Origin of the sequence: Ensifer sp. MJa1, from assembly GCF_037026475.1 — a bacterium.
In the GTDB taxonomy this organism is placed as follows: domain Bacteria; phylum Pseudomonadota; class Alphaproteobacteria; order Rhizobiales; family Rhizobiaceae; genus Ensifer.
The window spans coordinates 104476-125777 of sequence record NZ_JAKUMO010000005.1; the positions used below are offsets into that span (position 1 = coordinate 104476).

A 21302-nucleotide genomic window follows, 5' to 3' on the forward strand; every position below is an offset into this window, starting at 1 on the left:
GTCATGCATGACATCGACCGTACCCAACTGGAATTCCAGGAAGCTTCCCCATTCCAGAACGAGGAGTTCGAATTTCAGGAATTCGAATGGGGCTCCGGCCAGTCGGAGCTCAGCGAGAACGAGGAAATCCAGCTCGCCCACGAGCTTCTGGCCGTCAACAACGAGCAGGAACTCGAGCAATTCCTCGGCGACTTTATCAAGAAAGCCGTCAGCGTCGTCGGCCAGGCGGCGAGGTCGCCCATCGGCCAGGCGATCGGCGGCGCGCTGAAGGGCGTTGCCAGGAAAGCCCTGCCCATGGCCGGCCAGGCTTTGGGTGGCTACATCGGCGGGCCGCTGGGTGCCAAGATCGGCACCGGCCTTGCGAATGCGGCCGGCAGGGCGATCGGCCTCGAGCTCGAATTCGGCGAGAACGAGGAGTTGGAGTTCACCGGCGCCCGCCAGTTCGTGCGCCTTGCCTCAGACACTGCCAGGCAAGCGACCAGCGCGGCTGCCGCCGGAACGGATCCGCGCACTGCGGCCCAGCAGGCGGTGGTGGCCGCCACCCGCAAGCATGCCCCGGGGCTCCTTGGTCCTGCGGGCGGAACGGCCTTGACGGCCAGGGCCGGCGGCATGCTCGGCCAACGGGCTGCCTCCGGCCGTTGGGTCAGGCAGGGCAACAGGATCGTCGTATACGGAGCCTGAGCTGCCATGGCGATCGACCCATTCACGTTTCGCATGCTCGAGGAGGAGGCGCGCGGCCTTCAGACGCGGCTCGACCGCGTCAAGCCGTTCGCCTTGCTCGAGCCGATGGTGCCGGCCGCCAATCTGTTTCCGAATGCGCAGTCGGCGATCGAGAGGGCACTCATAGACGGGCGAAGGGAGCTAAGGCGCCTGATGGCAAGCTTCCTTGCCTGGCTGCAACGCGCAAGGGCGGCGGCGACGCCGGCCGATGCGCAACGACGCCTCTCGATCCTGCGCCTCAGGTTCCATCAGGTGCTCAACGAGTTCGACATGTACAGTGACGTCATCACCCAACGCAGCGAGCACGACAACGGGCCCTGGCTCTCAGGTCTCGATTCGGTCGCGGCCGATGCGCTCACCTTGCAGGGCCAATTCTACGCGCTGCCGCCGGTCGTGTGTCACCTGGAGCGCGGGCCTGGCGCCGCTATCCGCCGGGCGCGCACGCGACTGCCCGGCGGCCGCACAAGTCCCGTCGCTGTCATCCGTGTCCCGCGCGAGCGAATGGTCGGCAGCGGCATCGCCTCTTCGCTCATTCACGAGACGGGGCATCAGGCGGCTGCGCTGATCGAGCTCGTTCCCTCGTTGCGCGCCATGCTGAAACCGCTCAAGGAGCAGGCCAGCCCCGACAAGGATCTGTGGGCGATCTGGGATCGCTGGATCTCCGAAATCGTCGCGGATTTCTTCTCGGTGGCGCGTGTCGGCATTACCTCGACGATCGGCCTGATCGGCGTCGTCAGCCTGCCGCGCGCCTTCGTGTTTCGCGTCGATGTCAACGATCCGCATCCAACGCCGTGGCTGCGCGTGAAAATCAGTGCTGCGATTGGCCAGGCGCTCTACCCGCATCCGCAATGGGCCCGCATCTCGGCCCTGTGGGAACAGCTCTATCCGCGCGAGGGGCTCGACCTCGAGCGCCGTACCCTGTTCGAACGCCTCGAGACCCATATGCCGCAGTTCGTGGCGCGGCTCGTCGAGCATCGTCCGGAAAAGCTGCGCGGACAGACGCTGCCCGAGGTGCTGCAGGTCCAGACCCGCACGCCCATGCAACTTGCGCTGATGTTCCAATCATGGTCGCGGTCGCCGGCTGGCATGTACCGGGCGCGGCCGACGGTCGTTTTCGCGGTGCTGGGCCAGGCCCGCGCCGACGGCAAGCTCTCTCCGGAAGACGAGAGCGCGCTGATCGGAAAGCTGCTGACCTTCTGGGCGCTCAAGTCGACGCTCGACACCAGTTACGCATGCGCCCTCACGGGCGAGACCCTGCGCGGCAGACCTTTCCCCGCCGCTATCCGATCCACGAACCCCAGTTTGACCATCCAAGGAGGATGAGATGAGCCCGAGCACCGTTTCCGACAAAGTTCGCATCACCGTCCATGTCAGGGGCCTGCTGAGCACCGGCCTTCGCGTGTGCCTGACCGGCGTGGAGGTCGCCATCATCGATGACCGGACAATCGTCACCCAGATCAAGAAGGGCAAGGATGTCATTGGATACATCGTTGAAAATTGGGACACCATCCATCACGAGACGACAAAGGCGGATGGCAAAGCCAGGTTCGAGATCCCGAGGCCCGACGACATGGAAGAGGACTATGCTGTCGTAGCCCGCTTCCACAACGATGACATAAAGGAGCAGAAGCCCTTCCTGCTCAACCAGGACGGCGAGACGAGCATTGCGCTTAAGCTGCACCTCACCGACAATTTCAAGATCTATGTGGCCTCGCCCGACCAGACTTCATTCGTGGAGGTTGGCACTCGGTTGCCGACGCTTCCCGTGGGGAAGAGCGCCACGTTCAAGTTCCGTTGGCCCACGGGCAAGGTGAACGTGCATGCACACCTTCGCGCTTCGCTGGGCCGCGTTGCGCCGGCTGCCCAAGATATCGAAGAAGGTGGCATGCTCGACAGCGAGTTCACCCTGACGGCCGACCGCCAAGGCGAGGTCCACATGGTCGGTGGCTTCGGGAACGTGCCTCACCAGGGATTCGACTTCGTCAATGATGCGACCTCGTCCGGCGTTATTGCACCGCCGGAGCCCTCGTCCGTTGTCGGCCCCGTCACCGTCACCATGCAGCGCGCGAGCTCGTTCTCGACCAATGACATCTCGGTCGGGCCGGAGATTCGCCGTGGCACCGACGCGCTCCTGTTCAAGAACTACTTCGATTTCATGGACTGGGTGTTCTGCGGCGATCCGCTCGGAACCGGCAATCCGATCGATAGAGGTCGAACCAGGGACACGCTGTCACGGACCACAAGGCGTCGGGCGCTGCCCTTCACGGACACCGACGCCTACCGCAACATCAAGGTCGCGACCGAAGCGTTCGTGATGGCGAATTGCGGTTTTCTCGGCGATGCGACCAGCTATTCCCAGGACGACGCTGACTTCATCACAAACCGCGTCGTCGTGCCGACGAACATCGGCGATTTGGCCACCTGGCTCGGGCGTTATCTCGAATTCGACTTCCAGGCGCAGGCGGGGCTGCTTCCTTATCTTGCCGTTATCCGGCGCAAGATGGCCGACGAGCCGATCAAGCAGACCGATATCGGCGACGTCGATCTCGAGCTTGATCCGAACGATTTTCACGAGCAGGTGAGCCGCTGCTACGGGATACTCAAGTCTCGGCTGACACAGCCCTGCCTGCTCGAACTCATCTGGTCGTACTGGCAGGAAGAAGGGATGCTCGTCCAAGCGATGAACTCGATCACGCGGCGCTTCCAGAACATCCGCGGGCCGATGCAGAACGATCCTCTTGCCAACATGGAGGTCGACCCGTTGCGGCCGCTCAACAATCTCCTCTGGGGCTACATCCAAGACGAGCAGCACCGCTTGAGCGTCGTCAGGCGCAACTACGAATATGACCACCACTACGGGCTGAGGCTCTCCGGCAAGGCCGTCAACAACATGCGCCCTGCTGACAGCCGGTCGAAATTCCTGGAGGCCTTCCACACGCTGCTCTCCGTCGTGTCGCGCTTCTACCGGCTCGACGACGACACGACCGTCAAAGCGGACGCGTTCCCGGTGCTCAACGCGCTGAAGGAAGCGCACCTCGTCCTGTCGCAAGGCGCGCACAACCAGTTCGGTGACCTGCCTTCGACGGCGCGCATCGAGATGCTCATGCAGCAATGGATACTCGCCCGACCCGAGTTCCGCGAGTTCCTGCCGACGCGCATCATGGTCGCCTATCCCGAACCCTGGATGGATCGTGTCGATGCCATGAAGAAGCTGCAGGGATGGTCGGACACCAGCAGCCTGCACTTCCGCAACCTCGCGATCTTTGGCGAGCAGGTGCTGCTGTCGGTCCGTTTCGGCAATTGGGCCGACGTCAACGATCCCTACAGCGCGCTGAACTGGGCCCGTTACTGGCGCTCCGAGATCCAGGGCTACCTGCATGCCTACCGGTCGGCGACCGGCATCGACTTGTCGCTCGACGTCCAGAACGCGCGGATCGACGCCACCATGCCTTCTGTGCATCTCGTCAGGCGCCTGGACGAGCAGCGGCGCCTGGTCTGACCGCGAGGGAGTGTGTGCCATGCTGGACTTTACGTCCGCACTCTATCTCGGGTTGGACCATCCGAGCGCATCGCTTGCCCCGTGGCAGGCGTTGACGCTCGGCCGGCCCGCCGCCCTCGATGAGCCCAAGGGCGCGCGCCCGCTGGCGCGGGACCTGGCACTGCTCATGGGCGAGGAGGCTGGGCTGCTCTATCCTTCGACGCTGCACCTGTTCCGCGATCTGTTCCAGGCCGCCGCGTCGAAGGACAGCCTTCTCCTTTTTGACGCTTCATCCTATCCGATCGCACGCTGGAGCGCCGAGCGCGTCCAGCTCGACCAGGTGCCGGTGGAGACCTACCGGCACCATGACACGGCCAGCTTGGAGCGGCGGCTGCGAAAGGCGCGTCGCGCCGGTCAGCGTCCGGTCATCGTCACGGATGGGCTTTGCCCATCTTGCGGCCAGGTAGCGCCTCTGCCCGCTCTGTCGCGCCTGGCGGCCGACATGGGAGGGCGCCTCGTGATCGACGACACGCAGGCGCTCGGTGTGCTTGGCCGCAACCCGTCGCCGGCCAAGCCGCTTGGCCTGGGCGGTGGCGGCTCGCTCGCCTGGCATGGCCTGTCCTGTGCCAACATCGCGACGGGTGCGTCGCTCGCCAAGGCGTTCGGCGTGCCGCTGGCCGTGCTGTGCGGCACCCAGGACTTCGTCGCGCGAGCCGCGCGTGATGGGGAAACCCGTGTTCACACCAGCCCGCCGTCGGTCGCGGACATTGCCGCGGCAAGGGGGGCGCTTGCGGCAAACTGCAGCGCCGGCGACACGTTGCGTGCGCGTCTGCAGCTGCTTGTCGAGCAGCTTCGCGCCGGCGTGAGGCGGATAGGTTTGCAGGTCAGGAGCCTGCTGCCGGTTCCGATGCAAACCATCGCCATGCCTTCCACCGACGCGGCGCGAGCCGCGCTGGAGTCGCTTGCCGGCATGGGCGTGCGCGCGCTGGCGACCCGTTCGTGCGGCGAGGGCAAGCCGAACCTTTCGTTTTTGGTGACTGCGCGTCATGCGCCGGCCGACATCGGCCGCCTGCTGGCCGCACTGGAGCGCATCGCGGACGGCATTTCGGCCGCATGAGACAGGAGGCGTTATGAGCACGATCCCGACCATCGACCCGTTCCCGGCGCAACTGGAATTCGAGCGCTCATCCAGACCCGCCCGTGGCGCAGCCACGGGACCGAGGGGTGGACAGCCGCCCCGCCCGACGCGCTCCTCCCAGCCGCCATACGCTCCCGCCTGGCGCAGGCGGCGATTTGGCGGCCCGCGCTACCCGACGATCGGCCCTGCATACGACGAGCCGGATCCGCAGCCAGCGCTGCGCATGGCGGACGGAGAGCCGGCGCGTCCGGGCAGCTCCGAATATGTCCGCTGGGTGCAGGACACGCTCAACATCGCTCTCGGGACCACGCTTAGCGTCGACGGCGTCATGACCAGCTCCTTACGACAATGGATTCGTGCCTTCCAGCGGCGTTGTCGGTTGCCGGTCAGCGGCTTCATCGGTCCGGATACCGAGGCCGCGTTACGCCGGGTCCGGCGCGACCGTGAAGAGCGCGAGTTCGAATTCGAATGGGAGCTATCGGGCGAGGCGCTGAGGGCGGAAAACGCGCTCGCGGTTGCCAATGCAAAGCCTGTGGCGCTCGCGCTGAAGTCGCTGGGAAAGCAGAAGATTCCCGGCCTCTACCGCTTCCACACGTCCGCCGGCAAGTTCTACACCGGCAAGGCCGTCGATCTTCGTCGCCGCCTCATCCAGCACATGTGGTGCCTGTCGCATTTCGGGAAGACCGCAAGAGGCATGAAGCTCGCGCTCCACCTCATGAAGGACGCCACGGAAGCGCACGTCCGTGCGCTGGAAAGGAAGATCAACGAGCATCACAAGAACGATAACAACCGCCTCAACAGGGTCACCGAGCTGGAGGTTCTCGCGCTCAATGAAATCTGAACACGCAATCATCATGTCACTCTAACAACAGGAGGCTAGTATGCATCCGCTGAGCTGCAATTGCCCAAACTGCCGCGCCGCGGCAGGGGAATTTGAACTGTATGGAGCTTTCGAGGCCGGCGAACTCCTCTCTGAGAACGAAGAGTTCGAACTGGCCATGGAACTGCTCTCTGCCCAGAACGAACAGGAGCTTGAGCAATTCCTTGGCGGCCTCTTCAAGAAAGTCGGCGCCGGCCTGAAATCGGTCGGCAAGTTCGTCGGCAAGAACGTGTTGCCGGTGGTCGGCCCGGCGCTGAAGTCGCTTGCCAAGGCCGCGCTACCGATCGCCGGCGGCGCGCTCGGCTCGCTGATCCCCATTCCCGGGGTCGGAACGATGATCGGCCGGGGGCTGGGCCAGGCTGTGGCCAGCGCGCTCGAATTGGAAACCGCGGGGATGAGCCCGGATCAGGCCGACATCGAGAAGGCCCGCCGCTTTATCAGGATTGCAGCAACCGCGATCGCCGACGCCTCGACGGCGCTCGGAACCTCGCCGGTCGTGCCCGGTTCTGCGCCTGCCGAGCAGATTGCGCGCAGCGCCGTGGCCAACGCAACGCGCCGTCATGTGCCTGGCGTGAATGCCACCGTGCTGCGGCAGGTCGCGTCCGGAGCCCGCACGTCGTACCCCTCGAAAGGGCTGGCCGCATCGGGTGGGGCTTCGGCGATCGCCGGAAGGGGTGCGGGCGGCAGGTGGTGGCGCCGCGGCAACGCCGTGGTCATCGAAGGCGTTTAAAACATCCTGTCCGCCGCGGCCGGCTGTCCCCGACCCTTTCGGGACGAGCCCGGCCGTGGCGGGCCAGGCACCGGTAACCGCATTGGGGTTCTCTGGCCATGATCATCGACTGCCATTGTCACGCCGGAAAGGGCAACGGGCTCACGCAGCCTGCCGACACGTCCGCTCCGCTTGGCCGGTATCTTGCCCGTGCGCGCGAGGCCAATATCGACCGCACCATCATCTTCGCGGCGTTTTCCGACGGCTACCTTCTGGCTAATCGGGAAGTGGCGCGCATCATTGCCGGCATGCCCGATCGCCTTCTCGGCTTCGCCTTTGTTCACCCGGTCGCCGACAAGGGCCGCGTCGAGATGATGGTCCGCGAGGCGGTGGTGTCCCTGGGCCTCGTCGGCATCAAGGTTCATCGTCACGACGGGCACATAACCCGTGAGATCTGCGAAGCCGCGCGCCGCTATCGGCTTCCGGTGCTCTATGACGTCATGGGCGAAGTTTCGGTCGCCGAAATCCTTGCCCAGGAATATCCGGACGTACCGTTCATTATTCCGCATCTCGGTAGTTTCGCCGACGACTGGAAGGCCCAGAGTGCGCTCATTGACCATCTGGTCCGGCACAGGAATATCTTCACCGACACTGCCGGCGTACGTCGTTTCGACATTCTCGAAGAGGCGGTCAAACGCGCCGGCGCCAGCAAAATACTGTTTGGATCGGATGGGCCCTGGCTGCATCCCGGCGTCGAGATCGCCAAGATCGAGGCGCTTGGCCTCAACCCCGAGGACCGCGCAGCAGTCCTCGGCGGCAATGTGCTCAGGCTTGTCAGCCGCGTTCAGGGGTTCTCGGTCGCTGCGTGACGTGCGCCGGCCACGGCCGCCTGGCCGTGACCGGCGCGGCGCAGTTGCAGCGCGCGATCGGTGATTCCGAGGCGGCGCGCGGCGCGCTGCAGGTTGCCGCGCTCCTGTTCGAGCGACAGGTTGATGGCAGCGTTGGACACGGCGCGGCCGATCTCCTTCAGGCCAATGCCGTGGTCGAAGGCGTGCTGGATTGCCAGCAGGAATCCGGGTTCGCCGAACGGTTCGGGCGGTCGGCCGCCCACCGGCCGATCGTCGAGCGGAAGCGCCCCGATCGTGATCGGCCCCTTGCCAACGTGGCGCGAATGAAGACGCATCACCAGTCGTCTCAGATCGCGCACATTACCTGGATAATCACGGCTGACGAGATAGTCGGCCAGGGCCGGTTCGATTTCGGGAGCGACAGCGTCGCCGCTCGCAGCCGTCAGGAAATGCCGCGCCAGCGGGAGGATGTCGGCGCGCCGCTCGCGCAGCGGCGGCGGCTTGATCACCCAGTCGGCGATCCGGTAGTACAGGTCGCCGCGAAAACCGCCTTCAGCCACGAGTTTCTCCAGGTCGCGGTTGCTGGCGCAGATCAGGCGGAACTCGGTGCGGTTCCACACATTGCCGCCGACGCGCTTGTAGGTACGCTCCTGGATCACGCGCAGCAGTTGCGCCTGCAGTTGCAGCGGCAGCTCGCCGATCTCGTCGAGGAAGAGCGAGCCGCCGTTGGCGAGTGCGAAGGCGCCGTCACGCTCCGTGATAGCCCCGGTGAAGGCGCCGCGTTCGTGTCCGAACAGCTCGCTTCCCGACAGCTCGGGAGACAAAACCGTGCAGTCGACGACGACCAGTTCCGGCTTGCCTGCCCGCTTGCTAAGCTTGTGAATGGCTCTGGCGATCTGCTCCTTGCCGGTGCCGGTCTCGCCGATGAGGAGCACATTGCCCAAGGAGTATGCGGCCGCCTCGACCAGTTTGCGCTTCAATGATTTCCAGCACAGCGAACCACCGACGAGGCTTTGCTGAAGCGTGTCGCTCTCAACCAGCTGCGCGATCTCGATCGAGCGCGTGAGGCGCGCCGCGATTTCCTCGGGCAGCGCACGATCGCCGCTCCAGTCGAGCACGTCCATGGCGCCTGCGTTGAGAAGCTCCCACCGCGGATCTGCCGCGCCGCTAGAACCCGGGACCAGGACAACGATGACCTGGAAGCGCTGTGACAGCTCCCCGATATAGGCGATGAGCGCGGCATCGACATCCGAGATGAAGGCAACGCAGTATTCGGCGTCGCCTTCGCGTTCTGCAAGCGCGTCCTGAAAGCCGAGCTCCGACAGCCGGCTTCGCACGACATCGACGGCTGGCCCCGTGCTTGCGAAACACAAAAAACGGACCGGGTTCCCCATCGCGGCCGCTCCACATCAAGGGGCGATGGCTAGATCCGTAAAACCTACCGCGTCGAGGCGCGTTCGTTCACTTGCTTGGGGCAAGTGCCGCCTTCCCAGGCCCGGCCCATGCGCAAAAAGAGGTGGCGCACATCATTTGACGGAATTTCAACACCATCGTTGCCGACTCGACTATCACGATTACGCTGCGCTGACACTGGGCAACCTCTAGGCTGCCATTACGAAGATGCGAACCACAAGAACCACAGTTCCTGCCCGGCGCGTGGGCCAATCTTCAAGCTAGGCAGAGTATCTCTCATCATTGATGAATTCAACCAAACCTGGGCTTCCTCAATTTGTGTGGTTCATTCGCCGTTAACGGTAATGCCGCTTTGGGCGGGCATGCGAACCAAAACGAAATGGGCACCCGCGGCGCTGTGCCGCCATGCGTGAGCACAGCGGCTGGTCGCCGCGGGTGTAGCAGGTCAGTGCAGCCCGAAGACACCGAGCAGTTCCTCTCGATGTCGGACGAATTCGGGCGCGCTGCGGTCGCGCGGTCGCGGCAGATCGACGGCGATCAGGCGCGGTTCGCCTCCCTTCTCGCGTGGCAGGATCAGTATCCGGTCGGCAAGATAGATCGCCTCTTCGAGATCATGGGTAACAAGAACCGTCGTCACGTCCTCATCGCGCCAGATCCGCGCGAGCTCCTGTTGCATGCTGATCTTGGTCATGGCGTCGAGAGCGCCGAGCGGCTCGTCGAGCAGCAGGATCTGGGGCTGCACGGCCAGCGCGCGGGCAATGCCGACGCGTTGGGCCATGCCGCCGGAGAGTTGCCGGGGATAGGCCTCTTCAAATTGCTGCAGGCCCACGAGCTGCACATAACGCCTCGCCCGGCTGCGGGCCTCGCTGCTGGAGAGGCCGCGCGTTTGCAGTCCGAAGCCGACATTGTCGAGAACGCTTAGCCAGGGCAGCAGGCGCGGTTCCTGGAAGATGACGGCGCGTTCGGCCCCCACACCCCGGACCGCCTTGCCATCAATTGTGACTGCGCCGGCATCCGCATCCTCAAGTCCCGCAAGAATCCTCAGCAATGTGGTCTTGCCGGAGCCGCTGGCGCCGACGATGGCAAGCGTTTCGCCAGGATGGATATCGAGGTTGACGTCTTTGAGAACGGGCAAAGGCGAACCGTTCAGGCGGTAGGTCTTGGAAAGGTGGCGGATGGCCACCTCTCCGCGGCGAAGCTCCCGGGACGCGCTCATGGCTACTCCTCAGTTGCTGGCGGCCGGAGCATCGACGGCAAACAGCACGTCCTTCGGCGCCAATTGCCCTTGCTTCAGCTTGCCTTCGCGCACCAGAACGTCGATCCAGAACTGCAGGTCGCGGTCGACGGCCAGTCCGCCGGCGCGCACGCCGTAGCCACGGAAGTACTGGGCAATATCAGGGTTCTCTCCGCGCACCTTCAGCGCCTTGGCGAAGATCTCTTTGGTTTCATCGGGATGCTCCCGGGCATAATCGAGCGCGCGGGCGGACTGAAGAACAAAGGTCTTTGCCGCATCGGGATGCGCCTTCACAAAGTCGCGCCTAAGCACCACGAAACCACCGGCGATCTCGCCGAGCACGTCCGTGTCATCGAAGATGGCGCGCAGCCCGCCATTCTTGCGCGCAGCCCCCTCGAAGGTCGTCTGCCAGTAGCCGAAGGCCGAGATGTCAACCTGGCCGGAACGCAGGACCTGTTCGAGCTGCGGCCCCGGAACGACAATCTGGTTGGCCGCATCCGAGGGTAGGCCGACTGAATGCAGCGCTTCGCGGATGGTGTAATCGAGATGCGCGCCCAGCGTGTTGACGGCGATGCTCTTGCCGGCGATGTCCTTGATGCTCTTGATCGGGCTGTCTTCGAGCACATAGAAGATCGACTGCACCTCGTCATTGATGCCGTTCGACGGATAGGCGGCGACGAAATCATTGCCGCTGATGATCGAGTTCAGCACGGCGGAAGTCGCGGCACTGCCGACCTCGACATCGCCCGACGCAAGCGCGATCAGCGAGGCCGGGCCACCGGTTGCGTATCCGACGTTCTCGATCGTGATCCCGGTTCCGTCGAAGTAACCGAGTTCCTGGGCGAGTTCATGGGCCGAAAGGCCGCCCTGGCTGGCGAGAAAGCGCAGCTTGACCTCATCAGCGGCCGTTGCAGGTGCGGCGAGCCCGAAGGCGATTGTTGCCGAAAGCAGGAGATTGCGGGGGTGGAAGCTCATTTCGATTTCCTTTCCGAAGTGAAAACTGAAGCAGACGGATCAGCCGTTGGGTTGCGACCAGCGGCAAAGGTTGCGTTGCAGGAGTACGAGCAGGGCGTTGGCCGCCAGCCCGAGCAGGGCAAGCAGCAGGATCGCGGCGAACATCAGCGGGATCTGGAAATTGTACTGGGCGTTCATCACCTGGAAGCCGATGCCCTTGTTGGCGCCGATCATCTCGGCGGCGATCAACAGAAGCAGTGCTGTGGTCGCCGACAGGCGCAACCCGACGAAGATCGCTGGCACCGAAGCCGGCAACACCACGCGACGGAAGATGGCAAGTGGCCCGGCACCATAGGTCCGGGCCATCTCGATCAGCTTCTTGTCGACCTCCTTGACCCCGCCAATCGTCGACAGCAGGATCGGGAACAGGGTTGCCCAGAAGATCACGAACACCTTGGAGGTCTCGCCGAGGCCGAGAAGCAGGATGAAGACGGGATAGAGCGCCAGCGCCGACGTCTGTCGGAAGAGCTGCAGAATCGGATCAAGCGCCTGCTCGAAGAGCCGGACCTGCCCCATGAACAGGCCGAGCGGTATGCCTAAAGCCACGGCCGCGGCAAAGGCGATACCCGACCGCTGCAAGCTGATGGCGATGTCGTCCAGCAGCGCGCCGCTTGAAAGCCCATCCCAGAGCGCTGCGACGATCACATCGAGCGGCGGGAAGACGGCCGGATTGACCCAACCGATGGAGCTCGATGCCTGCCAAAACGCGAGAAAGGCAAGGACGACGCCGTAGCGGGCGACGAGGGCACCAATGCTGCTGCGCCAGCGCGGTGGGAGGGGGCGTGCGGCCGGGAGTGCGGTGAGGGTACGCCCGTCGCGGCGGCTGACCCTCAGGCCCGCGGCAAGAAACGGATTGGCATTTTCATAGGACATGGTCGCACCTCACTCAGCTGCCTGGACGGCCGATCTGGCAGCGACCCAGCGGTTGACGGGAAAGGGCAGGCCGAGATTTTCGCGAAGCGTCCTGCCTTCGTAAGCCGTGCGGAACAACCCGCGACGCTGCAGCTCCGGGATGACCAGCTCGACGAAATCATCAAGGGCCGTGGGGAACCACGGTGGCAGGATGTTGAAGCCATCGGCCGCTTCGTTTTCGAACCATTCCTGCAGGGTGTCGGCGATCTGCTCGGCTGAGCCGACGATCGTGTAATGGCCACGCGCCGACGCGATCCACTGGTAGAGCTGGCGAATGCTGAAATCGTTCTCGTCGGCAATCTGCCGGATCAACGCCTGGCGGCTCTTCATGCCCTCGGTCGGCGGCGCCGGCGGCAATGGGCCGTCGAGGTCGTAGCCGTGCAGGTCCAGCGTGCCTCCGGTCAGCCCATTGAGTAGACCAATGCCATCCTCCTCGACGATCAGCGACGTTAGGCGGTCGTATTTCTCGCGTCCTTCGGCCTCCGTCTTGCCGACGAAGGGCGAGACGCCGGGCATGATGAGAACGTGATCCGGGTTGCGACCGAAGCCGCGGGCGCGCGCCTTGATGTCGCGGTAAAACTCCTGGGCCGTTTCGATGTGCTGGTGCGCCGTAAAGATCACTTCCGCCGTCGCGGCGGCAAGCCCCCGTCCGTCGTCCGATTGCCCCGCCTGCACGATGACGGGATGCCCCTGCGGCGAGCGCGAGATGTTGAGCGGGCCGCGCACCTTGAAATGTTCACCGCGATGATCGGTGTCATGCAGTTTCGTCGGGTCGAAGAAGACGCCGGTATCCTTATCGCGGACAAAGGCGTCATCCTCGAAACTGTCCCAGAGCTTTTTGACGACGTCGACATGCTCGGCGGCGCGTCGGTAGCGCTCGGCGTGCGGAAGCTGGGTATCGCGATTGAAGTTCTGCGCCGTCGGATCGCCTGTGGTCGTCACCACGTTCCAGCCGGCACGGCCGCCGGAAATCAAATCGAGCGACGCGAATTTGCGCGCCGTCGTATAGGGTTCCTCATAGGTGGTCGACGACGTCGCGATGAAGCCGAGATGGGTCGTCAGCGGCGCCAGCGCCGAAAACAGGGTTACTGGCTCGAAACCGGCGACGCGGGCGTTGCCGCCCTCGCGCGCACCGCCAAAGCCGATCGCCAGGCCGTCGGCCAGGAAATAGGCGTCGAACAGGCCACGTTCCGCCGTCAGCGCGAGATGCTTGTGAAATTCGAAGCTCGTTGCGCCGTCAGTCGGCTGGTCCGGGTGCCGCCAGGCCGCGATGTGCTGCCCACCGCCGGGAAGAAAGGCTCCAAGCCGGATCTTGCGTGTCATCTCAATCCTCTCCTCTTTTCGTCGCGCTCAAACGTTAGGGGCGCTTTGCTTCAAGGGCGTCGGTGACCGAAAGCTCTCGGCGAGGAGAAACAGACCTCGGCTACCACCGAGATTACGTTACATTATCTATTGTAACTATAGAGAAAGACGATTTCCTTGATCCCCGGCGAAGGTGAAATGATTTTCGGCGTCAGGGCGGATCGCGAGATCAGTCGCCTGCTGCTTCGCAAATACGGCGAGCTTGCTGCACCCGCTCGTCGATCACGACACGGGCCGCAACGTTCTTTTCACCTTTTGCGAGACTTCACCGAGTGTCGCCATCACGCGGTTCAACTGGGTGAGCATGCAGCCTGCATTGGTGCATATCCGGCGACGATCGGCGCGCATCGGTCGGAAGTTTCCAAATATTGCTCTGCATGTGACGAGCGGCTCGGCAAAGGATCACTTTTCGCAGAGTCGCCGTCCGCCATAATAGGGCTGGTAGGTACAGTCCGACGGCCGGAACGAACGATAGCTGCGGGAACAGGCCGTAATGTTGCAGGACTGCGGTGCGGCTTGGCCCGTGACAAGCGGCTCTGTCTGGGGCTCCGCCATCGCTTCGCGCATGAATTCCCGCCAGATATTTGCCGGCAGATCGCCGCCCGTGACCCCCTTCATCGGTGTGTCGTTGTCGTTGCCAACCCATACGCCAGCGACGAATGGCTCGGTGAAGCCTACGAACCAGGCGTCGCGATTGTCTTGGCTGGTGCCCGTCTTGCCGGCAGCGAACGCGCCGGGATCGGCTCCGCGCCCCGTCCCACGCTCGACCACCAGCTGAAGAAGGCGAAGCAGATCAGGCTGATAGGCCGAAAGATCAATGGCCGGTGCGGTTGGCGCGCCCACCCGAAATGCCCTCGATTGTCCAGCCGCCTGAAAGTCGACGATGCCCCAGGGTTCGACGGGTGCCTTGCCGAGGCGAACAGATGCATAGGCACTCGTCAGGTCAAGGAGGCTGATTTCAGATGTGCCGAGTGCCAGGGACGGCGTATTGGCGAGCGGTGCATTGATGCCGAGCTCGCGCGCCGCGGCGATGACTTTGTCGAGGCCAACCTCCTGGGCGAGTACCACCGTCGGCGCATTCAGCGAGCGCGCGAAGGCCTCGGCGAGCGACACCCATCCACGATAACGACCGCCGGAATTCTCCGGCGACCAGCCGTTGATATCGATCGGTGCGTCCAGGATCTGGTCAGATAAGGTGAAGCCGGCCTTTAAAGCTGCGTAGTAGACGAACAGCTTGAACGTGGAGCCCGGTTGCCGCATCGCGGTAACCGCTCTGTTGAACTGGCTTTGCCTGTAATCGCGACCACCGACCATGGCAACGACTGCTCCCTCGGGCGTCATCACAACCAGTGCGGCTTGGGATGCCCCCGCAGCCTTGCCTTCGGTGTCCAAGGTTCGTTTAATCACCCGTTCAGCGATCTGTTGAAGGCGTGGTACGAGTGTAGTGCGCACCGTGGTCGAACCCGGCGAAGCGCCGGCGATTTCGCCCGCCTGCGGCGAGATCCAGTCGGCAAACCAGCTTCCCGCGCGCGGCGGAGGTGCCGTTGGGTGCAGCCGGGCAAAGTTTGCCTTGACCCGCTCTGCCTCAGGGGCAGCAATCTTTTCATTCGCCACCATCGTGTCGAGAACGACGGAAGTGCGTTGTCGGGCGCCTGCGAAATTGTCGATCGGATTCCATTGGCTTGGTGCTCTTAGCAACCCCGCAAGCATCGCCGATTCTGCCAGGTCGAGGTCGCCTATCTCCTTGTTGAAATAAATCCGCGCGGCTGCAGGCATCCCGGTTGCGCCAGCGCCGAGATAGGCGCTGTTGAGATAGCGGGTCAGAATTTCTCGCTTGCCGAGCTTCCATTCCAGCCAGAGGGAGATCACGAATTCCTGGATCTTTCGCTTTATCGTCCGGTCGCTGTCGAGGTACTGCAGCTTGATCAGTTGCTGGGTGATCGTGCTGCCTCCCTCTACAACCGACCCGGCCTCGAAGTTCCGCACGAGCGCCCTGCTGATGCCGCGAATATCGATACCGAAATGATCCATGAACCGCCGGTCTTCAATCGATAGGACGGCATCGATCAGGTGAGGTGGGAAGGCCTCGTATTGTGCGTATGGCCCTTGATACGGCCCTTGTCTGACCAACGGCCCGCCATCTGACGTTTCCAGAACCACGACGGGCTTCAGCGTTCCCGCCCTGATCTCGCTCCAGGGAACATCCTTCAGCGCCCAAACCAACAGGCTGCTTACAAACAACACGAAGGCAACAAAGACGGATCCGACCGTGATCTTCCATCCACTGGCATTGAGCCATGCCTGCCGGCTGCTTTCGAAAAGCTCCCTCCAGAGATCGCGAACTACCGCACGTATTTTGGGAAGTGCGACCGTCAACCAATGACCAAGATCGTGAGCGATCGATTTGGCAGACGGTCGCTTCGAAGCCTTAAGTCTCGTCGACAGATTGGAAGCGGCTGCCTTGGTCTTCACTTGGGTCGACGTGAAGAATGCATGCAAGTCGTGGCGGAGCGCCTGTCGAAGATTGTAGACGGCCTGCCTGCTCTGACTGAAAGGTCTTGGAGAGGGGGGCTGATTGGCTTGCGTAGGCGAGCCGGATTCTTCTTTCTCGTGAGAAACGGAATGTGTCTCAGTCTGCTGGGCATCGAATGCGTGGTTCGCTTCAGCTCTGGCGTCCTTGTCGGCGCCACTGGTGCGCGCAGGGGAAGATTTGGAAGGGCGTCGCATTGGCTACCGCTTTGAGACTAGTGCGCTTTGTTGGACTTGGGGCGCGGCACGGCCGCTTTTACCTTTGTTCACATGAACCCGACATTATTGATCGCGCTGCCCGTAGCCATTGCTGATGTCGTATTTAAGTCCAGGCGAGGTCTTTGCAGGCGCGGAGTTAGTCTCGGGTTGAGGCAAAATTCAGGTCAACAGGCCTCGGCGGGAATATCTAGCCACGAGGTTGTTCGAACCGGACACCGTTCGTTCACACCGCGCCATCCGCTTGGATCGACGGTTCTGGGACTGCGTCCGTCTTGCAAATCGTGAACAGGATAGCCTGGGGCGCGCGCCTCACGGCATCTCTCCTGTTGTTCCGGTCGCGATGCTGTCATTGCCACCCAGCCTACTTCGCCGCGTTCTCGGCCAAGCGGGTCGCATAGACTACCCACGCTGCCTCATTCAGCTAAGTCGCAGACAATAATCTTGTGAAAAACCGTTCCTTGGGGCACAATTTATGAACGCAACTGAAGTGCGGCGCTATCTGAATTCCGGCCGTCACGCGCCGCGGAACGGTTCGCGCGGGAGAGGCTGCGTCATGGGCCAGGGGTTCTTCCTTCTGTTTGCTGCGGGGGCCGTGGTTACCGCCCTTACAGTCGTCCTGGCACGGAACCCTGTTCACAGCGCATTGGCGCTGATGGCGTGTTTCCTGCAAATCTCGGCTATCTTTGTGCTGCTCGAGGCGCCGCTGCTCGCAGTGGTGCAGATCTTCGTCTATGTCGGCGCCATCATGGTCCTCTTCCTGTTCGTGATCATGATGATCGACGTGCGCGAAGCGATGCTGCAGCGGTTTGTGCCGGGGCGAAATCTGCCCGCACTGACCCTGCTCGTCCTGCTTGGCGTCGAGATGCTTGCGCTTGTGCTCTGGAGCGGCCGCTTTTCGGCGGTTGAGCCCGTCGCGTCGCGCGGTGGCGACCAGGTGAGGCAGCTGAGCACGACACTTTTCGCCGATTATCTCCTGCCGTTCGAAGTTGCCTCGATCATCCTTCTGGCGGCACTCGTCGGTGCCATCGTTCTGGCCCGAAAGGAGACCGGGTGATGGTTCCGCTCTGGTGGTACATTTCGCTCGCGGTGGTCGTCTTCGTGATCGGAGCCGCGGGTGTGCTGCTCAGGCGCAACATCCTGGTCGTGCTGATGTCGCTCGAGCTTATGCTCAACTCGGTCAATATCAATTTCATCGCCTTCGGACGTTACTACGATGATTTTCGCGGGCAGATCTTCGCGATCTTCGTCATCGCCATCACCGCGGCGGAGGTTGCCGTCGCCCTCGGCATTCTGGTCGCCCTCGTGAGGAACAAGTCCACCCTCAAGATCGACGACGTGACGACGATGAAAGGATAGCGGCTTGGATCCGGTGCTATCAATCCGGCCGCTACTTGCCGTCGCCGTCGCAGGGCTGGCGGCACTGGCAGTTCTCCTATTGAACAAGCACGACAAAATCCGAGATGCCGTCTCGCCGCTCGCCGCGGTCGTCATGTTCGCAATTGTCATCTCGATGGCACCCACGGTGCTGGCGGGTGGTACTCTCGATCTCAGCCTGTTCGAGATCCTGCCGGGCGTCGCCTTCGCCTTCCGTGTCGATGCGCTCGGCATGGTGTTTGCCACCGTGTCGTCGCTCTTGTGGATCGTCGCAGCCGTCTATTCCATCGGCTACATGCGGCACCTGAACGAGCACGCGCAGACCCGCTTCTTCGCCTGCTTTGCCACCAGTCTCGCCGCCGCCGTCGGGGGCGCCTTCGCGGCCAATCTGTTCACGCTGGTGATCTTCTATGAGGTGCTGAGCCTTGTGACCTATCCGCTCGTCTACCACCACGAGGACGAAGAGGCCTGGGCAGGCAGCCGAAAATACCTTGTCTACCTGATGGGCGCATCGAAGAGCGTGCTTCTCGCCGCGCTGGCGCTGACCTACCAGATTGCCGGATCGCTCGACTTTGTGCCGGGTGGGCTGCTGGCGAGGGTGGATGCCTCGGCGCCGCTGCTGATGGTCATCTACTTCTGCTACCTTTTCGGTTTCGCCAAGGCCGCCGTGATGCCGATGCACGCCTGGCTACCGGCCGCAATGGTTGCACCGACGCCGGTGAGCGCGCTGTTGCATGCCGTGGCCGTGGTCAAGATGGGCGTGTTTTGCGTGTTGCGGTTGGTCTTCGATGTCTTCGGCGTGGATCTGGTCGCAAGGCTGGGGCTCGGCATCGCAACGGCCTATCTCGTCTCCTTCACCATCCTCATGGCGTCGATCTATGCTCTGACCCGGGACGACCTGAAGGCGCGGCTCGCCTATTCGACGGTGAGCCAGCTCTCCTACGTGGTACTGGGCGCGGTGCTTTTGTCTCCTGTCGCGATGATCGGCGGCATCATTCATATCGCCGTGCACGCCTTCTCCAAGATCACGCTCTTCTTCTGCGCCGGATCGATCTACTGCGCCTCGGGAAAGCGAAATATCAGCGACATGGCCGGCATCGGTCGACGGCTGCCCTGGACGATGGGGGCATTCTTTGTCGCTTCGCTCAGCATGATCGGTGTGCCGCCAACTGCGGGTTTCGTCAGCAAGTGGTATCTGGCGCTTGGCTCGGTCGAAGCAGGCGAGATGGCTTTCCTCATCGTCCTTTTGGCGAGCTCCATCCTGAACGCCGCCTACTTCCTGCCGGTGAGCTATATCGCCTTCTTCGGAGCAGAGGCGTCGGGAGCGGCAAAGCCTGTCCGTGAAATTCCGCTGGTAACGATCCCGCTGGTCGCGACCGCCGCCCTGTCGGTGCTGATGGGCATCTTCCCCGGCTATTTCATCGCCTTGGCGGAAGGAGTGGTCAGATGATCAGGCACATCGTCTATTTCTTTGGCGACGAGCGCTATGCGCGGTCTCGCCGCCGGTTGTTCTATCTCGTGCTCGTTCTGATCGTCGCTGCCGATTTCCTGGTTCCGCGCGAACACGCCGAATATCTGTGGGACCGCTTGCCCGGCTGGTCGGCCGCCTACGGTTTCGGCTCCTGCGTGCTCATCATTTTCGTTTCCAAGTTCCTCGGCCACCAAGTCGGCCTCATGCGGCGCGAGGACTATTATGATTGACTTCGTCCATCCCGGCCTCCTGTTCATTCTCGGCGCCGTGCCGATCCCGTTCCTGAAGGGTTCGGTCCGCAAGGTCTTTCTGGTGCTCGTTCCCGCTCTGGCAATCGTCGCGGTGCTGACGATGGAGCCAGGCAACTATGGCGCGGCGCGCGTCTTCGGGCAGGAAATCCTGTTCGCAAAGGTTGACAAGCTCAGCATCGTCTTTGCCACCGTGTTCACCATCATGGCGCTGATCGGCATGGTTTACGCGCTGCATCTGCCGCGGGCGGGTCAGCATGTGGCGGCCTTCGTCTATGTCGGCAGTGCGTTGGGCGTGGTGTTTGCCGGTGACTACCTGACCCTTTACCTCTTCTGGGAGGGCATGGCGTTTGCCTCGGCCTATCTGGTCTTCGCGCAAGGGGGAGAACGCGCGATCCGTGCGGCCTTCCGCTATCTGATGGTGCACGTCACGGGCGGCGTCGCTTTGCTCGGTGGCATCGTGCTCCACGGGGTCGCCGCCGGTTCGTTGCTCTTCGGCCCGATCGCCGGCGGCGGTGCCGCGGGAGCAACGGCTATTGGCGGCTATCTGATCCTAGCGGGCTTTTTGCTGAATGCTGCGGTCCCGCCGCTGAACGCCTGGCTGACGGACGCATACCCCGAAGCGACCGTCACAGGGGCGGTGTTCATGAGCGCCTTCACCACCAAGACGGCCGTCTACGTGCTGGCGCGCGCATTCCCCGGGACAGAGCTTCTCGTCTGGCTCGGTGCTGTGATGGCACTCTACGGCGTCATCTACGCGGTGCTGGAAAACGACTGTCGGCGGCTGCTTGCCTATCACATCGTCAGCCAGGTGGGCTACATGGTGGCGGGCATCGGCATCGGCACCGAAATGGCGGTGAACGGAGCCACCAGCCACGCCTTTGCACACATCCTATACAAGGCGCTCCTCTTCATGGGGGCAGGGGCGGTGATTGAGGTCACCGGTCGGCGGAAGCTGACCGAGCTCGGCGGGCTCTACAAAACCATGCCTTTGACCGTTGCGCTCTATATGGTTGGCGCCTTCGCGATCTCGGCCTTTCCGTTCTTCTCGGGTTTCGTCACCAAGTCGATGGTGATCGCCGCCGCAGGACAGGATCACCGGGCGCTCGTGGTCCTGGCGCTCACGATGGCGTCGGCAGGCACGTTCCTGCACACCGGCCTCAAGCTGCCCTACTACATGTTTTTCGGGTCCGATCGAAAGCTGGAGGCGCGAGAGCCGCCCCGCAACATGCTGGTTGCCATGGGTATGGCGGCACTGCTCTGCATCGCGATTGGCGTGTTCCCGGGACCGCTCTATGCGCTCCTTCCCTATCCGGTCGCCTTCGAGCCCTATACGGGCGCGCATGTCACCGAGAGCCTTGGTCTGCTGATGTTTACCGCACTGGGCTTCGTCCTGTTCCTGAAAGCGCTCGATCCGGAAAATACAATCAGCATCGATACGGACTGGTTCTACCGCAAGGGCGCGCGAGCCTTCCTGTGGCTCGCCGAGAAACCACTGGCGCGATACGAAAAGACGGTGAGCAATGTGTCCGACTCTCTGGTCCTGCCGCTCCTGCACGGGACGGCGCGCGCCGGACTGCGGGTGGATCTCAACGGCGTCGATGCCGCGGTGAACGGGCTTGCCCGCGCCATCCTTGTTGGCGGCGGCGCGTTGCGGCGGTTGCAGACCGGCATCGTCACTCACTACGCGCTGGCGATGATCGCCGGCGTGATCGCGGCGATCGCCGTATTTGCCGTCGTGTGGCAGTAGGGG

The 21302-nt window shown here is 63.1% G+C and carries 18 protein-coding genes; 12 read left to right on the top strand and 6 right to left on the bottom strand.

Annotated elements, in window-relative coordinates; all coding sequences use genetic code 11:
• Window positions 1–3 precede the first annotated feature (3 nt).
• The 7 genes from MKZ91_RS09040 (at window position 4) to MKZ91_RS09070 (ending at window position 7794) form a co-directional block, all read left to right on the top strand.
• A complete protein-coding gene (locus tag MKZ91_RS09040; protein WP_336170195.1) occupies window positions 4–681 on the top strand; it encodes a hypothetical protein in 678 nt (225 codons plus the stop codon).
• Window positions 682–687: 6 nt separating this feature from the next.
• Window positions 688–2043 (top strand): hypothetical protein, encoded by a 1356-nt coding sequence (locus tag MKZ91_RS09045; RefSeq protein ID WP_336170197.1) that lies wholly within the window; start codon window positions 688–690, stop codon window positions 2041–2043.
• 1 nt (window position 2044) lies between these two features.
• On the top strand, window positions 2045–4219 hold the full coding sequence (locus tag MKZ91_RS09050) for a hypothetical protein (protein WP_336170199.1): 2175 nt from the start codon (window positions 2045–2047) through the stop codon (window positions 4217–4219).
• Window positions 4220–4238: 19 nt separating this feature from the next.
• On the top strand, window positions 4239–5315 hold the full coding sequence (locus MKZ91_RS09055) for an aminotransferase class I/II-fold pyridoxal phosphate-dependent enzyme (RefSeq protein ID WP_336170201.1): 1077 nt from the start codon (window positions 4239–4241) through the stop codon (window positions 5313–5315).
• 13 nt (window positions 5316–5328) lie between these two features.
• Window positions 5329–6177 (top strand): peptidoglycan-binding protein, encoded by an 849-nt coding sequence (locus MKZ91_RS09060; protein ID WP_336170203.1) that lies wholly within the window; start codon window positions 5329–5331, stop codon window positions 6175–6177.
• Window positions 6178–6217: 40 nt separating this feature from the next.
• Entirely contained in the window at window positions 6218–6946 is a 729-nt protein-coding gene (locus MKZ91_RS09065) for a hypothetical protein (protein WP_336170205.1), read from the top strand.
• A gap of 98 nt (window positions 6947–7044) precedes the next feature.
• Entirely contained in the window at window positions 7045–7794 is a 750-nt protein-coding gene (locus MKZ91_RS09070; protein ID WP_336170208.1) for an amidohydrolase family protein, read from the top strand.
• On the opposite strand, the gene MKZ91_RS09075 is transcribed toward MKZ91_RS09070, so the two are convergent.
• From MKZ91_RS09075 to MKZ91_RS09100, 6 genes are all read right to left on the bottom strand, one after another.
• The gene (locus tag MKZ91_RS09075; protein WP_336170210.1) at window positions 7770–8897 is read right to left on the bottom strand and encodes a sigma-54-dependent transcriptional regulator; all 1128 of its coding nucleotides are present in this window, start codon (window positions 8895–8897) and stop codon (window positions 7770–7772) included. The genes MKZ91_RS09070 and MKZ91_RS09075 overlap by 25 nt on opposite strands.
• Before the next feature lie 734 nt (window positions 8898–9631).
• On the bottom strand, window positions 9632–10402 hold the full coding sequence (locus MKZ91_RS09080; RefSeq protein WP_336170212.1) for an ABC transporter ATP-binding protein: 771 nt from the start codon (window positions 10400–10402) through the stop codon (window positions 9632–9634).
• Window positions 10403–10411: 9 nt separating this feature from the next.
• Window positions 10412–11395, bottom strand: a complete 984-nt coding sequence (locus tag MKZ91_RS09085) for an ABC transporter substrate-binding protein (protein WP_336170214.1) — start codon at window positions 11393–11395, stop codon at window positions 10412–10414.
• A 39-nt stretch (window positions 11396–11434) separates the two neighbouring features.
• The gene (locus MKZ91_RS09090; RefSeq protein ID WP_336170216.1) at window positions 11435–12307 is read right to left on the bottom strand and encodes an ABC transporter permease; all 873 of its coding nucleotides are present in this window, start codon (window positions 12305–12307) and stop codon (window positions 11435–11437) included.
• A gap of 9 nt (window positions 12308–12316) precedes the next feature.
• Window positions 12317–13669, bottom strand: a complete 1353-nt coding sequence (locus tag MKZ91_RS09095) for an LLM class flavin-dependent oxidoreductase (protein ID WP_336170217.1) — start codon at window positions 13667–13669, stop codon at window positions 12317–12319.
• 441 nt (window positions 13670–14110) lie between these two features.
• Window positions 14111–16435 carry a PBP1A family penicillin-binding protein gene (locus MKZ91_RS09100; protein WP_336170219.1) on the bottom strand — a complete coding sequence of 775 codons (2325 nt, stop codon included), beginning with the start codon at window positions 16433–16435 and terminating at the stop codon, window positions 14111–14113.
• Window positions 16436–17009: 574 nt separating this feature from the next.
• Between MKZ91_RS09100 and MKZ91_RS09105 the strand changes: the two genes are divergently transcribed.
• Genes MKZ91_RS09105 through MKZ91_RS09125 form a run of 5 tightly spaced genes read left to right on the top strand, consistent with a single transcriptional unit; the run spans window position 17010 to window position 21299 of the window.
• Window positions 17010–17510: an NADH-quinone oxidoreductase subunit J family protein gene (locus tag MKZ91_RS09105; protein WP_336170220.1), complete on the top strand. Its 501-nt coding sequence runs from the start codon at window positions 17010–17012 to the stop codon at window positions 17508–17510.
• Complete coding sequence (gene nuoK, locus MKZ91_RS09110; RefSeq protein WP_336170221.1) at window positions 17510–17812, top strand: NADH-quinone oxidoreductase subunit NuoK; 303 nt, start codon at window positions 17510–17512, stop codon at window positions 17810–17812. The genes MKZ91_RS09105 and nuoK overlap by 1 nt, the downstream gene beginning before the upstream one ends.
• A gap of 4 nt (window positions 17813–17816) precedes the next feature.
• Entirely contained in the window at window positions 17817–19280 is a 1464-nt protein-coding gene (locus tag MKZ91_RS09115) for a monovalent cation/H+ antiporter subunit D family protein (RefSeq protein ID WP_336170222.1), read from the top strand.
• Window positions 19277–19531, top strand: coding sequence for a hypothetical protein (locus MKZ91_RS09120; RefSeq protein WP_336170224.1), 255 nt, complete (start codon window positions 19277–19279; stop codon window positions 19529–19531). The genes MKZ91_RS09115 and MKZ91_RS09120 overlap by 4 nt, the downstream gene beginning before the upstream one ends.
• On the top strand, window positions 19524–21299 hold the full coding sequence (locus MKZ91_RS09125; protein WP_336170226.1) for a Na(+)/H(+) antiporter subunit D: 1776 nt from the start codon (window positions 19524–19526) through the stop codon (window positions 21297–21299). Before MKZ91_RS09120 ends, MKZ91_RS09125 begins: the two co-directional genes overlap by 8 nt.
• Window positions 21300–21302 lie beyond the last annotated feature (3 nt).